The organism is Candidatus Merdisoma sp. JLR.KK006 (assembly GCF_036941035.1).
In the GTDB taxonomy this organism is placed as follows: domain Bacteria; phylum Bacillota; class Clostridia; order Lachnospirales; family Lachnospiraceae; genus Laedolimicola.
Genome location: NZ_JAYMNS010000006.1, coordinates 166,537 through 185,010, shown reverse-complemented (window position 1 = coordinate 185,010; position 18,474 = coordinate 166,537). Strand labels below are relative to the sequence as shown.

The 18,474-nt window shown below is 37.1% G+C and carries 21 protein-coding genes; 3 read left to right on the top strand and 18 right to left on the bottom strand.

The window, feature by feature from the left end:
- Both VSQ61_RS07565 and VSQ61_RS07560 read right to left on the bottom strand, forming a co-directional pair.
- A partial coding sequence (locus tag VSQ61_RS07565; RefSeq protein WP_334343836.1) for an acyltransferase family protein occupies positions 1-342 on the bottom strand: 342 nt, incomplete at its 3' end.
- Between the two features lie 13 nt (positions 343-355).
- A complete protein-coding gene (locus tag VSQ61_RS07560; protein WP_334343835.1) occupies positions 356-820 on the bottom strand; it encodes an FAD synthase family protein in 465 nt (154 codons plus the stop codon).
- 170 nt (positions 821-990) lie between these two features.
- On the opposite strand from VSQ61_RS07560, the gene VSQ61_RS07555 reads away from it, so the two are divergent.
- The 3 genes from VSQ61_RS07555 to VSQ61_RS07545 all read left to right on the top strand — a co-directional run bounded on the left by VSQ61_RS07555 (position 991) and on the right by VSQ61_RS07545 (position 2,828).
- Positions 991-1,500, top strand: a complete 510-nt coding sequence (locus tag VSQ61_RS07555; protein WP_334343834.1) for a helix-turn-helix domain-containing protein — start codon at positions 991-993, stop codon at positions 1,498-1,500.
- A complete protein-coding gene (locus tag VSQ61_RS07550; RefSeq protein WP_334343840.1) occupies positions 1,425-2,147 on the top strand; it encodes an IS630 family transposase in 723 nt (240 codons plus the stop codon). Before VSQ61_RS07555 ends, VSQ61_RS07550 begins: the two co-directional genes overlap by 76 nt.
- A gap of 504 nt (positions 2,148-2,651) precedes the next feature.
- Complete coding sequence (locus tag VSQ61_RS07545) at positions 2,652-2,828, top strand: hypothetical protein (RefSeq protein WP_334343833.1); 177 nt, start codon at positions 2,652-2,654, stop codon at positions 2,826-2,828.
- A 494-nt stretch (positions 2,829-3,322) separates the two neighbouring features.
- On the opposite strand, the gene VSQ61_RS07540 is transcribed toward VSQ61_RS07545, so the two are convergent.
- The 16 genes from VSQ61_RS07540 to VSQ61_RS07470 form a co-directional block, all read right to left on the bottom strand.
- A complete protein-coding gene (locus VSQ61_RS07540; protein ID WP_334343832.1) occupies positions 3,323-4,777 on the bottom strand; it encodes a lipopolysaccharide biosynthesis protein in 1,455 nt (484 codons plus the stop codon).
- Between the two features lie 25 nt (positions 4,778-4,802).
- Positions 4,803-5,177, bottom strand: a complete 375-nt coding sequence (locus VSQ61_RS22835; RefSeq protein ID WP_350340144.1) for an acyltransferase family protein — start codon at positions 5,175-5,177, stop codon at positions 4,803-4,805.
- Positions 5,146-5,784: an acyltransferase family protein gene (locus tag VSQ61_RS07535; protein ID WP_334343831.1), complete on the bottom strand. Its 639-nt coding sequence runs from the start codon at positions 5,782-5,784 to the stop codon at positions 5,146-5,148. The genes VSQ61_RS22835 and VSQ61_RS07535 overlap by 32 nt, the downstream gene beginning before the upstream one ends.
- A gap of 25 nt (positions 5,785-5,809) precedes the next feature.
- Entirely contained in the window at positions 5,810-7,282 is a 1,473-nt protein-coding gene (locus VSQ61_RS07530; RefSeq protein WP_334343830.1) for a hypothetical protein, read from the bottom strand.
- An 11-nt stretch (positions 7,283-7,293) separates the two neighbouring features.
- Positions 7,294-8,355: a hypothetical protein gene (locus VSQ61_RS07525; RefSeq protein WP_334343829.1), complete on the bottom strand. Its 1,062-nt coding sequence runs from the start codon at positions 8,353-8,355 to the stop codon at positions 7,294-7,296.
- Positions 8,352-8,768, bottom strand: coding sequence for a sugar 3,4-ketoisomerase (locus VSQ61_RS07520; protein WP_334343828.1), 417 nt, complete (start codon positions 8,766-8,768; stop codon positions 8,352-8,354). The genes VSQ61_RS07525 and VSQ61_RS07520 overlap by 4 nt, the downstream gene beginning before the upstream one ends.
- Positions 8,769-9,455: 687 nt before the next feature.
- Positions 9,456-10,037, bottom strand: a complete 582-nt coding sequence (locus VSQ61_RS07515) for an acyltransferase (protein ID WP_334343827.1) — start codon at positions 10,035-10,037, stop codon at positions 9,456-9,458.
- 60 nt (positions 10,038-10,097) lie between these two features.
- Positions 10,098-11,114 carry an alpha-1,2-fucosyltransferase gene (locus VSQ61_RS07510; RefSeq protein WP_334343826.1) on the bottom strand — a complete coding sequence of 339 codons (1,017 nt, stop codon included), beginning with the start codon at positions 11,112-11,114 and terminating at the stop codon, positions 10,098-10,100.
- On the bottom strand, positions 11,059-12,273 hold the full coding sequence (locus VSQ61_RS07505; protein ID WP_334343825.1) for a hypothetical protein: 1,215 nt from the start codon (positions 12,271-12,273) through the stop codon (positions 11,059-11,061). Before VSQ61_RS07505 ends, VSQ61_RS07510 begins: the two co-directional genes overlap by 56 nt.
- 1 nt (position 12,274) lies before the next feature.
- Positions 12,275-13,561, bottom strand: a complete 1,287-nt coding sequence (locus VSQ61_RS07500) for a glycosyltransferase family 4 protein (protein WP_334343824.1) — start codon at positions 13,559-13,561, stop codon at positions 12,275-12,277.
- Between the two features lie 21 nt (positions 13,562-13,582).
- The gene (locus VSQ61_RS07495) at positions 13,583-14,194 is read right to left on the bottom strand and encodes a hypothetical protein (protein ID WP_334343823.1); all 612 of its coding nucleotides are present in this window, start codon (positions 14,192-14,194) and stop codon (positions 13,583-13,585) included.
- On the bottom strand, positions 14,172-14,756 hold the full coding sequence (locus VSQ61_RS07490) for a YdcF family protein (RefSeq protein WP_334343822.1): 585 nt from the start codon (positions 14,754-14,756) through the stop codon (positions 14,172-14,174). Before VSQ61_RS07490 ends, VSQ61_RS07495 begins: the two co-directional genes overlap by 23 nt.
- Positions 14,757-14,868: 112 nt before the next feature.
- On the bottom strand, positions 14,869-15,933 hold the full coding sequence (locus tag VSQ61_RS07485) for an N-acetylneuraminate synthase family protein (protein WP_334343821.1): 1,065 nt from the start codon (positions 15,931-15,933) through the stop codon (positions 14,869-14,871).
- Positions 15,934-15,951: 18 nt separating this feature from the next.
- On the bottom strand, positions 15,952-17,136 hold the full coding sequence (locus VSQ61_RS07480; RefSeq protein WP_334343820.1) for a DegT/DnrJ/EryC1/StrS family aminotransferase: 1,185 nt from the start codon (positions 17,134-17,136) through the stop codon (positions 15,952-15,954).
- 18 nt (positions 17,137-17,154) lie between these two features.
- Entirely contained in the window at positions 17,155-17,892 is a 738-nt protein-coding gene (locus VSQ61_RS07475; protein WP_334343819.1) for a cytidylyltransferase domain-containing protein, read from the bottom strand.
- A gap of 53 nt (positions 17,893-17,945) precedes the next feature.
- Positions 17,946-18,407, bottom strand: a complete 462-nt coding sequence (locus VSQ61_RS07470) for a glycerophosphodiester phosphodiesterase family protein (protein WP_334343818.1) — start codon at positions 18,405-18,407, stop codon at positions 17,946-17,948.
- Positions 18,408-18,474 lie beyond the last annotated feature (67 nt).

Genomic DNA, 18,474 nt, shown 5'->3' with positions numbered 1-18,474 from the left:
TCTTAAGAAAAATAATTGTTCTATACAACTTACCCAATTTAATGTACCAAATAAAATCTCTTCAATCCCTATTGCTGTAATATTCCAAAAAGCAAAAGGAAGTAACAGTCTTTTCGTTCTCTTTATAATATAATTTAAATAATTCTCTCGAACTATTTTACAAAGGTATCCCGAAACAAAGAAAAAAAGGAACATATGAAATGAATAAATATGTCTTAGCAAAATTTTATCTGGTTCCAAATGTCCAATTACTACTAGAATTATACCTAAACCTTTTAAAATATCTATATCATACTCTCTTATAGAATTTTTCCTTAGATTTGCAGTTCTAATTTTATCCATATATAGTTCACCTTTAACCATTACATTCTATGAGCATATTTTTAATAACCTTGGTTAGCTCTGTACTGGAAACCCCATCTGTATGAGGTAAATAAATAATTTCAACCCCAAGTGGAGAAAATTGTTTTTCGTACCTTTCCCATTGTTCTGTTCCCTTCCAGTCAGAACCCACAAACATTTTATTAAAGTGATACTTTTCCCATGCACTAAGTTTATTTTTATCTAATTGAGGCACCACTAGATCCACATACTTTATTGAAGCAATAATATCTGCACGCTCTTTATATGGAATAATTGGTGTTTTATTCTTTTCATGTTTTACAAGTTCATCCGTACTAACACCTACAATAAGAAAATCACACTGTTCTTTTGCACTACGAATTATATTCAAATGACCTATATGAAACATATCGTATACACCTGTCGTATAACCAATTATTTTAGTCTGCTTAGCTATATCTATATTTTTATTTATCATTTAAAGCCTCTTTCTTATTAATGTTAATATTTTATCTATGATACTTTTTTGCACCTTTCTAATAAAAGAAACTTAATCTACTAGTGTACTGACCGATTTATATTTAGTCAAATAATTCTTCCATATATTACCACTTCATGTTACACTAAAAAGAAACGGCGGTGGCGATTATGGCAAGACCTAAAACTTACATTATTAAGCTCAGTGATGATGAAAGAGCTGTGCTTCAAAAGACAGTCCGTAACAAAAAAACTTGTAAAACTGTTTTAAAGCGGTGCCAGATACTGCTTGAACTGGATGAAGAACAGGGAACAGGGCTTACCCATGCCCAGATTGCCCACAGCTATGCAGTCTGCCCTGCCACCATAACAAATATTGTCCAGTCCTATGTCAAAAACGGCATAACGGATATTGTACGCTACAATATCAGCCCCAATTCCAGTGCTGCACTCCGTAAAATGGATGGACGTGCCGAAGCACGCATTATCCAAATGGCCTGCGGCCCTGTCCCAGAGGGACACTCACGTTGGACGCTCCGGCTCCTGGAGGAAAAGGCACGTGTTGAACTTGATATTCCGGTTGGAAGGGAAACCATACGGGAAACATTAAAAAAAATGAACTTCGACCTCACAAAAACTCCTACTGGTGCATCCCTCCCAAAGAAAACGCAGAATTTGTAGCCTGCATGGAGGATATTCTGGATATTTATGAAATGCCATATAACCCTGCAGTTCCAGTGGTATGCATGGATAAAAAGCCATACCAGCTGCTTGAAGAAACCAGAGAACCTCTGTCCATGCGTCCAGGTGACACACAGAAAATCGATTCCGAATATGTCCGAAACGGAACCTGCAGCATATTTGTATTTGTGGAGCCTTTGGGCGGTGTGCGGCATGTAAGCGTCCGAGAACACCGTACTGCCGTTGACTGGGCTGAGGAAATCAGGTACTTGGCGGATGTCAGCTATCCTGACCGGGATAAGATCATACTTGTCATGGACAATCTGAACACCCATGCACTTTCATCCCTGTACAAAGCATTTCCAGCTCCGGAAGCCCGCAGGATTGCTAAAAAGCTGGAAATCCATTACACTCCCAAACATGGGAGTTGGCTGAACATTGCCGAAATAGAACTTAATGTAATGACACGTCAGTGCCTGTCCCGGCGAATTGCAGACATAATACTGCTCTGTCAGGAGCTGGCAGCATGGGAGAGCGATCGCAATGAACATGCAGCCTGTATCCAATGGCAGTTCACTACCGATAATGCCAGGACTAAGCTGGTATCTCTTTATCCTAAATTTGATGTGGCTGTGAAAAATAATTAAGTTAAATATAATCTGGTTAGCACACTAGTACAACGAAAATTAAGTTTTGGATAGTTTGACGCAGAATATTTTTCTGAGAGTGCTGCTTCACAAACGCAGTCGTAGCGGTGGCTACGGCGAGGCTTGGGGAGTAGTGCTATCAGGAAAATAGGCAAGTCAAACTGCCAATGACTTAATATTCGTTGTACTAGTACAGAACTGCATTAATTTGCAAGTAATATTTTATATAGAAAAATCCCAACATATGACACAATTAAAAGAATACATAGGAGACTATTAATATACCATTTATTGCTACCCCCTGTTGTAACACCTGAAACCATCTGCCCCATCCTTTCTAAATTTGCCAGAAGCAGAACCCTCCCGGCTCGTCAGGTACAGCATGCGAAGATAATCCTTTTAGCGGCAGGCGGCCATACTATATCCGTGGATGAAATGACTGGGATCCAGGCACTGGAGCACAAGTACCCAGCCGAACCCGCAATTCCTGGGAAAGCAACATATATGGAATTTGAATATATCCACCATGGGACAACCAGTCTGACTGATTTCTTTTATGTTGCCATAGGGAGTATGGAAATGCCATACTTAAATCCCCCACATACAGAAGAGGATTTCGTGGAGACCATGTGCGCATTGATCGAAACAGAACCCAGGGGTATCATGGACATTTGTCAGTGACGGACTGAACACACATAAGTCTGAAAGCCTGATATGGTTCATTGCGCAGCAGTGTGGCCTGGTAAAAGACCTTGGCCGCAAAAGCAAGTCTGACATACTCAAAAACCTGGAAAACCGCAGCGAATTTCTTCACAATACTACTCCTTTCATTTTTGAATAGAGAATAGGCGTTTGCGAAACGCCAAAACCCACATAAATACGGGATTCTTTTTGTTACAAAATAAAACATCTCCTCTTATTGGACTTACAATCCATGTTCGACCATCTTGTTGGCCTGACCGAACCGATATGCCAACGAATGATTGCGTAAGGCTTCACTTAATATTCTGTTTTACCGGCAGATATTTCTATCTGCTTTGTTTTATACCCTAAATACCAGTCCTTGGCATACCCCTCCTCTAAATCCAGTGCTGTCGGTTTCTTACTCTGCCGTGATCAAGATTGAGAACTTGTTTCGCAATTACCTATTGAATAGAGAATAAATTCAAACTGTCTTATCCTCTATCATTTTTATTACTTAATCTCCTAACTATTGATAAAATATATTGAAAACTATCTACCTTAAAAATAATTGAAAACAATATATATACTGACACACCAACAATAACCTGAGCTATAAGAGTCATTAAATCGGATAAATGCACCCAATTAATCATATAAGTGATGGCTGCCATCACCAATGAAAGTAGAATTGCAGGTAAAACGTCTAACAATTGGCTTCCATACCCATAATTCAACAATTTTTTATTAGGAAAAGCATTTATTATAAATGTAATCACACAATTGAGAAGATAACTATAAGCAATTGCTTTTGCTCCAAACCACATAAAACAAACTAGTGTAACTGTACCAAATATCTTTCTGATGATTTCAAGCTTGAGATAAACATCACTTCTACCTATTGCTTTTATTGCATTTAAATTTGCAAGTGAAGTCGGAACAACAGCAAGACCAATACAAAAAATCTGCATATACGGAACAGCTTCTGCCCATTTAGGTGTAAGTATAAGATTTATAATTTGTTCTGCACAAACTGCCATCCCAAACATCATAGGCATAATAATATATGATATTATCTTTACAGCACGAGAAGTCATCGTTCTGACTTTTAAAGCATTATCCTGTTCCATCGACATTGATGGAAAAAGAACACTTTCAATTGCGGAATTCATATTACTCACAAGTAACTGTGGAAACTGCTTTCCCCTATTGTAGTATGCTAAATCACCAGTAGAATATTTTTTCCCAATAATTAGAGATCTGGCATCCTCGTAGACAGCATCAATTAATTGTGAGACAAGGAGTTTCCAACCGAAAGAATACAGTCCTTTCAATCTATTTAGCGAAAATAAATTCTTTGGCCGCCATTTTACAGTGAGCCAAAGAATGCATGTGTCAATAGATAAATTAAACAGATTCTGAGCCACCAACGACCATACACCATATCCTTTATAAGCCATTAAGATCCCAATTACAGCTGCTCCAAAAGTTCCGCCAAGTGTTGCAAAAAAGAACTTTTTAAAAAGCATATTTCTTGAAACATATGCTTGTTGTACATTCTTTACCCCAGAAATAACAATTGTTAAACTAAGTACTCTAAGTATTGGAACTAACTCTGGCATTTCATAGATCCTAGCTATCAATGGTGATGATAAATACATAACTCCATAAAGAACCAGACAAAACACGATATTAAAATAAAATACGGAAGAAAAATCCAAATCATCAGCATCTTTTTTCTGAATCAAGGCATTTCCAAGTCCACTGTCAACAAAAACTTGCATAATAGATGTGAACACTGTAACAAGAGCTATCACACCATATACATTTGGTTCCAAAAGTCTTGCGAGTACAATTGAAACAACAAAGGTGACTCCCTGAGCCCCAAATCTTTCAAGTAACCGCCAGAGAAGATTTGCCGTTACATTCTCTTTACTGTTCAATTTCATGCCAACCTCATAAAATCTATGGCCTTTATTTTTTCCTTTTTCCAAACAGTACTGGGAAAAACCGATTCGCAATATAGATTATAGGAAATTGCAAAACCATAGCAGCTAAAAATAAGATCCAGTAATATGGGAATTCGGACTGTAAACTTGCTGAATCATAAAGATATTCCCATACTATTTCGCGCAAATAACGATACACCGCAAAATGTGTAACATATATTATCATTGTGTTTCTGCCAATAAAATTGAAAAACACACTTTCTTTAAAAGCAAACGATAAATCTACAAGAGAAATAATCCCCAGTAATCCTATTAATATAAAAGCAATTTTATTTCCATACTGATTCATATACACAAAGATCAGAGCGTTATATGCTGAAAGAATAATTGCGAGGATCATGAACAAACTGAATACCCCCCCGAATGATTTTTCCAATATATCTTGTCTTAAGCTCCGAGTAATATACTTTCTCAATATACGGTCTGAGAATATATCCAAAATCGCCGAATATCAATGCGCACAATGTCATTTGCACATATTTGATTTTCGTATAAGTGCATAAGCAAAATAAAAGAATCTCAGCAATCAGGTAAATGATAGCTTTATTACCATTCAAAAGCCTATACTTCGCCCAGCAAATCAGTTTCATTAATAACAGCGTAACCAAAAACCAATTTAAGAGAGGGCCTAATAAAACCCAAAGACTTGGAAATCCTGTTCTTTGAATTAATCCATCTATGATTATTCTTGTTATGCCTTGTATAAATGTATATGTCATTATAGGAATGACAATCGACTTCGCCAACTTATTAAAGTGCACGGCAAAAGAAATTTTTCTATAATCCTGACCTTGCATCAATATACCCGATATAAAGAAAAACAAGGGCATATGATAGGTAAGTAAAACTCTCATCAAAGATGAACTTCCTGTGTTAATTGCATGCTGAAGAACAACCGATATCATCGCAAATCCACGAAGTACATCAATATATTTTTTTCTCTCCATATCAAGATAATCTCCAAGAAAAAAGCTATTCTTCATCTGTCATCCGATTATATTTTTCTACAGCAGCCTTATACTCATCATCAAACTTCTGTTTCCCACATTCCATTAATACAGATTCTATATTCTCTATGCTTTCACAATGAGGGAATCCAAGTGAAGTCATACCGCAAAAGAAATCACGTCTACCTGTCATATTAACTGATGCAAAAGGGATTCTTTTAAACGCTGCATCTACCATTGAAATAGAATGTTCGCCAAACACAATATCCACTTCCTTTAAATCTTCAGCTAAGGAATTACGAGAAATAGAAAGCTGAAAATTATCCAAATTAGTAGATGGAATGTTTCCTGATAAAACAAGATTTGGTAAGTTCAACCATGAAAAATATTCTGCTACTCTATTAATAGAGTTCATTCCTTGATGCGCAGGATATACCCAATTGGGGTGACATCTGTACACAAACTTAATCTCCGGATGTCTTTTCGCCACCTCAACAAAAGCAAGAATCATCATGTCTTCATCTGATCGGTTCTTCATTGCCGTCCAATCGCCGGCTCCGCTTGCAATGCACAAGACAGACTTCACCCTCTTGAGCTCCGGTTCCGGCAAATAAAGTTTCTTTCTGAGCGGCAGCATCTTTACCGGAATATTCTGATTATGAAACACCTGCATACCAAGGGTATCCCATGCATAATAATGCTCGTTCAGATTAATGAATTTCAGATACAAACTTGAATAATTCGGAGGTAAATAACCATCTTGAATTAATCCAACCTCATAATTTGATAATTTTGGGAATCTCCATTTTAATGATTCGTGAAGCGTTGAGATATGCTTCACATTTTTTCTACATATGGATTTGTTAAATAGTTTCCTGGAGACTATTGTGGCAATAAATAGCCAGTTCTCCAGCCTGTCCCGTTTAAACTCAGAATTTAGTCGATATCCGATCCGGTTCATCGAGCCATAAAACACATATTTCTTTCCATTGTAATGTGTTGAATATACAGGCTCTCTTGCGAACCTTTTTATTGCCTGAAAATATGCAGTCTTATTCTCGGATTCAGCAACCTCAGTTTTATGATAATATTCTAATTCTACTTTCCTGAATCCTGCCTTAAGCCAGCTGTCTAAATCGATTCCAAGATCATCACAGAGTATCAGCTTAACTGCCGGATCAATCTTTTCAAGAATTCTTGAAATAATCAGCTCATTTTTTTTAACCTTAATCCTTTTGTAATACTCGCCGATGTCTTCGTGTTCTTCCTTGTATGCATCTATATCTATTTTTTCCATATCAGCATCGGACATTAGTGAGGCGAACGTATATGTCTCGACATTTCCTATCATTTCCTCTATAGATTCTATTTCATTTTCAAACAAGCAATGACTTGTAAGAAGAACAGTCGGATAATCCTTGTTGATTTCAGTTAAAATTTCCCCCAAAGAATCTAATTTCAGGTTCTGAGTAAACACAACCAGATTTGCTTTTTTCATTAACTAACCCCTTAAAAACGAATAATATTTAGATGTTCGTATTTCTGTTGCTTCTTGGTTCCTATGCATTTCACATAGAGTTTAGGAATAATAAGCGAATCAATCGTCGCTATAAGTTCCTTAATATTTCTTTTCTTACGGAGAGTTTTATTCTCCATTCCGGGATGACTGTGTAAAAGCGGATATATTCCAAACTTATCTTTTAATTCGTTCTTTACATCATCTATTTCACGTAAATAGCTAAGATACAATGCATCTATCAGCTTCCTATCTTCCAGCCATGGTTCATGGACACTAATACACACTTTATGAGCATTATAATAATTTATATTGTGATAATGGTAAAACACAACAGGGAACTGCTTTCCCGACTTTTTTTCTTCAGCTATTATTCCATTCTCTTCTGATATCAGCCTGTACTGTACTACATTCCATGGCGCCATTCCTGCGCCTAAATGTGATAACACTGAAACATTCTTTTTATCTCCCCACTCTTCCAGATATCCCTGATCACCCCATACACCTTTTTTATCAGCAGTAATAGTGCACGATTCAAAACATCTTTCTTTCCACCAGTGAAGCAGTTGTAACGCATCTACAGTATTTTTAAAGGTATTAAACTCTACACAGTATGCCCCTGAGTTTGCTTTCCCGAGTTTTCCAAGCATAGTTGGATTATATCGATGTTCTACAATCTGCACTGTCCTCTCACCCATCTCATCTATTAAGCATTGAGGATTGCTGTAAAAGCGCAAATCAGAATCAACATAGGTACAAATTGGCTCATTAAATCTAGTCAGTACATAGTCTATAAGGTAGGATGTACACGTCCAACAGAATTCTCCCCTGGAACGGTTCTTTCGGAGCTCGCTTAAGCCCATCTCTTCCACAAAATCATCTACAGATATTGTCACCAGCTTAGAACCCCGATAAGCATCAAGTACTTCTTTGCACTTTTCATCCATAGCAAGAACATACATTTTAAAGTCACATCTAACCGACATCAGAGATCTGTACATCACAATCCCTTTATCAAGATAGTTGCTGTCAAATAGCGTACAAAAAACCATCATTTTCTAATACCCATTTCTTTCAGATATTCGTCATAATCACGGATATATTCTTTGTCGTTATAATGAGTGCTGGCCAGGACAAGAAGGACGGACTCCGATGAAAAATCATACATATCCTTCCAAATCATTTTAGGAATATAGACTCCCATCATTGGCTTATTTAATTCTACGATGAATTCTTCCTTTCCATCAGTAACCCTTACTTTGCTCTGTCCCGCAACATTGATAAGAATAAACTCGGATTCCCTATTGGCATGCTGTCCTCGGACCACTGTAGAATCGGAATCATATATATAGAATACCCGCTGAATTGCAAAAGGAATTGCCTGTGTGCCCTCTATAACTACAAGCTTTCCTCTCTCGTCGCCAAGATCTCTGAACTTAAGAACCGGACATTTCTCTCTTAAACTCACTGCCGTCTCCTCTTTCTGCTTAAAATTATTTATTTCTCCCAATAGGAATTCTCTCTGCAAATATCATTATTATGATAAATACAATATTCCTCTCTCAATTCCTTGGAAACAATGCTTCTAACGCTAATAACTGATTCACTTGGTATCTTACTTCCCTTAAGTACAAGCACTTCCGAACAAATCCATACATGATCTCCTATATGAATGGATTCATCCATATTCCTTTGTTGTCCTTCAGAATCCACTATCTTGTGAAAATCAGTATCCAAAAACGTACAATCCCATGAAATCATACAATTGTCACCGAACGTGATATTTTTATTGCATACAATCTTTGTCCTTGCATTACAAGAAAATTCTTTACCAAATTCTATCCTTCCGTTGCTCATGCATACAACTTTACACCCTGGGCAAAAGGACGCATTTCCTTTGAAAACAACGTTTCCTGTTACATCCCATATCATACGTTCATATTTCTGATCAATAAAGCCAACATCCCCAAACCCAAGCCAAACCTTGCTGTCCCTGTCGATTGTTACTGTCCCTCGAATCTCTTTTATGACAACGTTTTTTGAAATAATAAATCGGGGGCTAAATCCCCCCTCATTCCAAAATAATGAATATTCACCCGTGCTGTATTATAAAATGATATCAATCCTAGCTTATGAAGTTTTGATTTAATTGACATTATTCTTTCTCCTGATAGTGCTCTATCGATTTTACAAACTGTATCGGATTTCCAGCCCAAGTCTCTCCATCCGGAATATCTCTAGTCACAATTGAACCAGCACCAACTACAGATCCCACCCCGATAGTTACTCCTTTAAGAATAATGGTATGTGCACCGATAAATGCACCTCTCTTTATGTGTACAGGCTTGCATGGTATCTCATTTGAAAGGTATACCCTTTTTTCCATATTGATAGAATGAAAATCATTATCATATATCTTACAAGAGCCACCAATAAATACATCATCTTCAATAATCACGCTTTCTCTCGAAACGATTGTCGAGTTCGATATTCCAACTCTATTTCCTAATTTAATAATTCCACCGTACGAAACAAGTCTGCAAACAGTATCTCCACCTATCGGATTGTGACCCTTCCCAGAATTAAACATACATCCATTTCCGATCTCGATTTTCCCGCCACTGTTTATGATTGTAATACGACCACTTATTAAAGTCTTTCCAAATTGAACATTACCTATATTCAGTTGCCATCTATTATATATTTCATTTAGCGCAGTCCGTATCTGATAAAACATATAACGATTCCTCTCAACACATTTTTAATAAAATCATTTATCACGCATTATATTACTTAATTAGAAATTATATGTTGTATTAATTCTAATATCAGGTGAACATGTGATTTTATTTTTATTATCTATTAGGTAAGCTCCCCAGAATCCAAATGACGAATTTGTAACTATTGCATGCTTACATTGTGCCATCAATTGCATATCCCTAAAGCTGTTATCACCTGTATTTCCATTCACATATTGAATATTATCCTCTTCACTCTTCAATCCAAAAACACTCAAATTTCTCTTAATCCACTCTATATTACCCGGATCACAAAAGAAAAAAAATGTCGGATTTGGAACTCTGGATTGAATGAACTTTACCGCCCTCTTAAAGTAGCCAAATTTATAATAATGACCATTTGCAGATAACATATCTCCTCTTCTGGCATGTATCGCAACACTATCTGAATTATTTATCACCTTGCTCATATTTTTATTATATTCATCTTCAATATCTTGGAAGGAAAATGCTTGTCTGATTTCTTTATCTAAAAGCTCTATTCCTCTATTTTTATAGGAGAACTGCAATGTTGGCCCGATATAATCATCGGTTGAGCTTTTTATATACATATTTCTTGAGTCAATAACCTTATTACTAAACAGAGCGTATATTTTTCTTTTGACAAAATAGCCTGCTCTTGTCTTAGTTATAAAGGTAAGCAGTTCTTTTTTGGGTGGCTTATGTGGTCTTGAATAGATATTCTTTAAATTTATCCCCTCTGCATTTAGTGCACTGCATATTGCATCAGAATATCTCCAGTTGTCATTCCAGAATTCCGATCTAATAACAAAGTTTAATATCCTTTTCCACTGTGGCTCATCAAACAAGTCTTTTATATTTTTTTCTTTTATCCCAAAAACTCTATCAAGCTCATATCCGTTCCACTGAGAGATTGTTCGACATGCTTGTTCAATATCATATACCATTGTCTCTATATAAAAATCATCCTCTGGATTTGCCTTCTTGTATGCTAGCAATTCACAATATGCCAGCATCTGATTGCCCAATCCTGAATCTATATGCATAACTTTCATAGACATTTTCCTCTTCCTGACATAAATAATTCAATACAAGCATAATAAAAAAATAATATGCATTAAAAAGCATACTATCTCCTATTGTTTCTACTATTGTCATGATTGCTAATGCTCGTCCTGCATATCCCTTATTAAAGATTTTACCTTTATACACTCTAAAATAAAGAATAAATCCTACTACACCATAGCGAAATACCAATGACACAAATGCGTTTATAAAAAATTCTCCCTCACTGTACCCCACAATCATCCTTGCAATAGACGTTTGTTCAAACAAGCCAATATTTTGAACAGCATAATCATATGCTTTATTGTATAGCAATCCAGTGATAAACTGATTAGGCTGCATAGTGCTGAGTATTTCAAATCCAAGAAATACTCGAACAGACGTTGAACCTCCACCAGAAAGCCGATTTTGAAGCGCAGCAATGGAGTCTGTTGCTATCTCTGTCCTCAGCAAAAACGCTCCACTCATCAAAAATACTATAATAACTAATATCTTGTGTGCTCTCTTGCCCTTTCCAATGATAAATTCCATGATCCATAACACTCCTGCAAGAAGTATCCCTGCTGTGGACGTTGACATAAATATTGTAAACGTAGCAATTAAGGACCATTTATAATCTTTCTTATGCAGTGAATAGAACAAGAGTGGCAACATTGCCTGAGCCAATGCAGCAGGTTCGCTAAAAAATGACCTCGGGCGATTAAGCCAGTTATTGTTTACAAATTCATAACCGGGAATAATCGATATCCCTTTAGCAGGAAGGCCAAATCTGTATATCAGCACTAAATGATAAAGCAATCCGGCCGTAAACACAGTTCCGGATATCTTAAGCCCCTTGTAGAATTTTTTCTGATTAAAATCCTTCCCGAGAAGGATTAAAAACAAAAATATATAGGCAATATTTGATAATAGCCTGTGAAAACTCTCACTGCTGTTTGATTGCCCCAATATGACAATGAATAAGTCTTTTATTATTACATAGCAGAAAAGCAAAAGAAAATCCCTATTTTGCTTATTTGCAATGAACCTAAAGCCTTGATTCCTCAAAAGAAAAAGAGAGGCAAAAATCATAATTATCAGATCTAAGCCAATCCCTTTAAAGGAATATCCGTAAAGCATAGGGAAAAAAGCAAATATATATTCGAACATACTAATTTACCCCCTTCCCTTTCATCAAAGCCTTCACATCATCAAGGGCCATTGATGACTTCTGTTTCATTCCAATTATCAATGCATTTTGGTATTTTTCTCCCATTTTAATATTTGTAAACTTCAATGCACGTTTTTTTATAGCTTCTTTATTCCAATCAAAAATAACGCTTTGTTCCATCCCTTCAGCGAGACACTCATCATCTCTTTTATTTACAACAACTGTCGAATCCGCAAAAGAAATATCCTCTATGGCATCCAAGTCACTATAGATAACGGAGGGAACCCCATAAGAATAACCTTCAATCACCGGCAAACCAAAACCTTCATCCACACTGGCCACAATTGTACAGTTTGAAATGCTATAATAATATGACATCATACTATGTTCAATATTTCCAAGAAGAACAACCTTATCCGCCAAACCATGATTCTGTACATAATCATTCAACTCATCAACTTGTGGTCCGTCACCTGCAAAAAGCAATTTAATGTTTTCAATTTTATTAATAAGCAAACGGAAAGCTCTGGCAACCTGAAGCTGGTTTTTCCTGTTTGATATTGAACCAACACATATAAACACGAAATCAGCTTGTTTTATGTTGAGTTTTTTTCTCAACCCATTAGTTTTCTTTTCATCAATATCATTAGCAGCCGGTATAACTCCATTGGGAACTACAATAATATTGTCTCCCTTTATGTTGTAATGATTTACTATTCTTCTCTTAATCCCACTGCTTACTGTTGTCACAATCGTATGATTCTTTGTTGCTGCCTTAAAAAAATAACCCTCCATTTTTTTTAATCTAGGTTCAACTTCAGATAAAAATGTTGCTAAGCCATGATTCGAAACGATAAACGGAATCCCCGACTTACTTGCAGCCATCATAAATGGAACCGTATAATCCCCGATAGATTGTATCTGGATAATATCTGGGTTTATCAAACTTATTATTTTCTCTGTATATCCCCGATTTACGTAGTAATAAATCGTCTTCAACTTTTCTACAAAAGTACCGGATAATCCGTGCGCTGCAATTATTCCATAAACAAAATCTCTTAGCCGCAAATGAAGAATTATATCAATCCATCTCTTCTTTATAATTACCGTATTGTTACATTGGAATCCATTTGTAATCCCAGATTGAGTTAGGAGATAAACTTCATTTCCACACATAGCCAATGACTCACATATATCGGAAACGGCATAAGCAAAGCCACTTGTATTCTTTTCAAAGCCCTTGTGATCTTTATAATATGCGTATGCTGCCAACTCTAGTATTTTCACTGCTATTCCTCATTCATAATGCTAATCTATACATCCATAGCATTCTCTAAGCCCTAAATGTCTATGAATACTAAATCCGTTCTTGTTGACTCCATCAACATCATGATACTTTCCAACATAAATCCTATCTCCATTATGGTCTGTATCACTGCACCACACAAAATCATGGTGCCAAATCTTTACTCCAAGAGCCAGCCATACTAAGAAAAACGCATATGTGCATCTGACTGCAGACGGAAATGTATACTGTTTCATTAAATCTGTTGGCTGTACGGCTCTGCTATTTTCATATACTGTCTTTCTGATAAGAAACCATTCATTCTTCATCGGCAGATCGATAAAAGATTCCTTGTCATACCAATCCTGATTATAAAAACAAGGCTCTTTTTGGTTCGGATCCATACCAAAAATCTCTTTTAAATGTCGAATTGTAACTGCCTTTCCATTAGCAAATTTGGATACTCCGAGAATCAGAAAATAATCATTCTTTTTAGTTTCCAGATCATCTACGAAATATGGTATTTCAGGATGATCGTTAACCTCAAACAACCCTACCCTTTTCAATTCATAAGATCCAATCAAATTGTCTCCCATGATCACCTTTGCTTTTTCAAGTGTTGCTTTTTCCATCATCTAATAAGGATTCCTTCCACTTTTGGTATTCAATGACCTCTCCCGCATTCGCAAGATGCCCTATAGCAGAATACTTTTCTATACGCTCAAATTCAGCAGAAAGTCTATCAAATCGAGTTCCCCAGCCACTATCAATAAACCAATTGAGATTACGCACTGGGGCATTATAGAGTATTATTCCGCTATCTGTATCCAAAACAACTCTAAGAAATGTAAGATAGGCTCTGTATTGATGCTCGTGTGAAGCTACCAGCGCCAGCTTTTTCCAGCCACTCTTCATAGCAATTTTAACAACTTCAACTGCTTGCTGCTGAGTATTTAAAGATTTGTCTTCATGTATTAAATCTTCTTCCGGAATGTCGTGTTGGAGAATGAATGGCCTGACTTCTTCAAATGGATAACTCCCATATTCTTTCTTCACTGTGTTGCCACTAAAAACTATCTTTCTCACTACACCATGCCGGTATAACTCTACTGCTTTTTGTAATCGAAAAAAACCGTCTCCTTCCAGCAATATTGCCACGTCCGACTTTGATAGGCAATCATTATCCACAATTGCCATGATGGTTTCCCTTTCCGTAATCATCTTTATCACCCACAATTATAATCTCTGTGTACCCCAATATGCTTTTTCAAGATTTTTTGTAGAGTCGTAGAAATATACTGCTTTACGCTCATCGCAGATCTTCCCAAAAAATTGGATCTCTTGCTGTAATATCCCTGTTCACAACCTTACCAACAATTGTGCCCTTATACTTCGGAGGAATTCCGAGCGCAGGACGAAGTACATCAATATCTGCTTCTGTAATAATTTGGCCAGTCTTCAAGCTCCTCTTAGCATACAGACAGCGGCGCTGTACAATTACAGTTTCTCCTTCTTCTGCCACCAACTCTTTTCTAGTGCTTCCCAATGCACGTTCAACCTCACGGATAGAATCGACCATGAACTTGAATTCATCAGGTTCCATAGAGTGCGGATGATCCGGTCCTTTATCTTCTTTGTTCAAAGTAAAGTGCTTCTCAATTACACGTCCTCCAAGAACAACAGAAGCGAGAGCGACAACATGCCCGGGAGAATGATCAGAATAACCGGTCAGACAATCAAAAGCACTCTGATATGTCTTAAGCACATTAACATTTGCACTATCAATCTTGGAAGGATAGTTTGTAATACACTGCATAAGAACGAGATCTTTGTTGCCGGTCTTTTCAATCACACGTACAGCCTCATCAATCTCAGACATCGTCGCATCACCTGTAGCAAGCATGATAGGCAATCCCTTACGAGCAATGTAATCCAGCATTTCCAACCAAGTAATCTCCCCTGAACCAATTTTGATAAAAGGAAGATTCATATCAGCGCAAAGATCAACAGCTTCCTTGAAATACGGAGATGTGGAGAAATCAATTCCTACACTTTTGCAGTAATCCGCTATTTCATAATGCCATTCCATCGGAAACTCGGCATCCTTGAATACTTCAGAAACGGTCCTTCCCCAAGAGCCATGTACGCCGTGGAGTTCCATCTTAGAAAATCCACCCTCCGATACAATAGTTTCCGCAGTGAACGTCTGGAACTTTGCACAGTCCGCCCCGGCTTCTTTCGCTGCATCGATTAATTTCTTCGCCTTATCCATACTTCCATCAAAATTTCCGCCAATATCCGCAATAAAGTATGTTGGATAATCCTCTCCAATTATACGATTGCCAATTTTGATATTTTTGTTGAAAGCTAACATCTCTTTATCCTCCTCGTTTTATTTTGTTTCCTGATACTCTTTTATTGTCTTCTTAAGAATATCTGCCTGTTTCCTTGCTTCATCAATGTTCCAATAATTTGTCTTTAACTGAATCATACGTTTCTGTAAATATTCAGCGTTTGGACAACAAGTTTCATCATATTTCTGCCAAACACCAATCATAGGCTGAAGAATATCCTGATAAGCAGGCTCATTGTAAGAAAGTTTCCATGCGGCATAGTATCCGTCACCACCATTCTTCTGGAACATGTCACGGAAACGATACCAGTCCGCATCAGGGTTATCTGTATCAAGGACTAAGCAATAAGTCCAATATGAATTCTTATATCCTTCTGGCTCTACTTGTTTCTTAACTACATTCTGGTTCTTAATCGCCTCATCAAACAATGCAGCTACGTCGATTCTCCTCTGTACCAGTTCTTCTGCCCTCTCTAACTGCCCCAATGCACAAGCAGCCTGCAGTTCAGACATACGATAATTGTATCCAAAAGAAACATGACGACTATAATTTGGAGCCTGAATGTCATTGCGTGTGATTTTTCCCTGTTTTGCACTTACGCCAGCATAGCCGAGGCAATTCAGTCTGCGCGCTTTATCAGCAAGCTCCTCATTATTTGTAATTAGCATGCCTCCTTCCCCAGCAGTTAAATGCTTACTCGCTTGAAAACTGAAGCTCGCAAAATCGCCAAATTCACCCACAAGCCTTCCTTTATATTCTCCAAGAAAACTTTCCGCATTATCCTCGATAAGCACTAGGTTATACTTCTTGCAGAGTGCAGTAATCCTGTCATAATCTGGAGCCAAACCGTATAGGGACACGGTAATAATTGCCTTTGTCTTTTCCGTGATGCACTTCTCAACACTATCAGCAGAGATTTCAAATGTGTCAATATCGCTGTCCGCAAAGACGGGGATTGCTCCGCAGAGCACTACAGGAATAGAAGTAGATGACATTGTTAAAGCAGGCACGATAACCTCATCTCCTGGACCTATTCCACAAGCCATCAAAGCTACATGCAGAGTCGCTGTACCATTACAATGTCCTATCGCATACTTTGAATGGAATTTATCTGCAAAAGACAACTCCAACCTGTTGTTGAAAATAGAATTCTTGGATGTTGCAAACTCATTCCCCAACGCTTCCAACACATATCTTTTTTCAAGTTCAGATATTCTGTTCATAATATCAATTCCTCCAATTTATTCTTGATACATTGTGCTACGCTTGACATGTGAATTGATCTGGGCTATCTCGGGATTCGCTTTAAGTATTTCTAGGATTTCATCCATCAGCAGCAATCCCTTTGACTCATGACTTCTCGCAGCATAAATAGCCTTGACCATATCATAATCTTCTTGATTGTCAATAGTCCATCTATATGTAGAAAGTTGCTGCTCAGCAACAACATTTCCTATTTTGAACTTGTCTGGATTGTGGTAGATATACTGAGTGACATGCTCACGCTCAAATGTATCATGTGCGCTTTTCTCCATAGTCTCAAGAACCTTGAAGGTGAATGCCTCGCAATCAAGCCCTTCCGGGTATGAAGGCGGGAAATTGTTTGTCACTAAATCCATATCTTCCTCACACAGCTTCTGTATGACTAGGTCTATAACAGAAGGTTCCTTGAATGGATCATCTGCCGTGACTCGCACAATGATGTCTGATGGAAATGTGACGGAAGCGCTATAATATCGATTCAAAACATCATCTTCACTGCCTCGAAAGCACTTAATCTTTTCCTTTTGACACCATTCCTCAATCTCACCGTCTCTTAAATTTTTTGTTGTGGCTACAATGATATCATCTATCCTCTTTGCAAGCTTCAGCCTATCAACCACATGCCACAGAAGAGGTTTCCCATCTATTTCAGCAAATACTTTAGCAGGAAATCTAGTAGAGCCACATCTGGCTTGAATTATTGCATTGACACTCATGAATGCTCCTTTCTGCTGGTAGTGCTTTTAATGTTCAATTCATATATTAAAATTCAAATTTCTTTTAACTCTTCCGGTGTAATATAATCCGTATAAAACCCAGTTACACCAAGCTTTCCCAACTTCTCTACGAGTTCCTTGTTATTAACTGTGTGAACATACACTTTAATTCCATATTGCTTTGCTATCTCCATAACTTCTGATGTCGCCAGATAATCCCACATTGTAATAAATTTGATATCATTATAAATGCAAAATCTACATATATCCGGAAAGCTTTCTATATTCCCATTCCTATACTCATATAATGTAAAAATGAAACATGGAAACTCATAAACATTACATATCTTCTCGTACATCTCTTTATTGTAAATTTGTACTGCTATTCTCTCCAACACAGGCTCCAGTCCCAATTCTCTAGCTGCATCTACAATATCGGAAAACTCCAATTTAACTAAGCTTTCTGCACTTTGTTTAGAATCAGTAATAATCCATACATCTTCATGCTCTGACATAAAGGTTAAAAGTTCTTGTATGGATATAGGTGTATATTTTTCATAAATGCAACTGCTCTCAAATTCC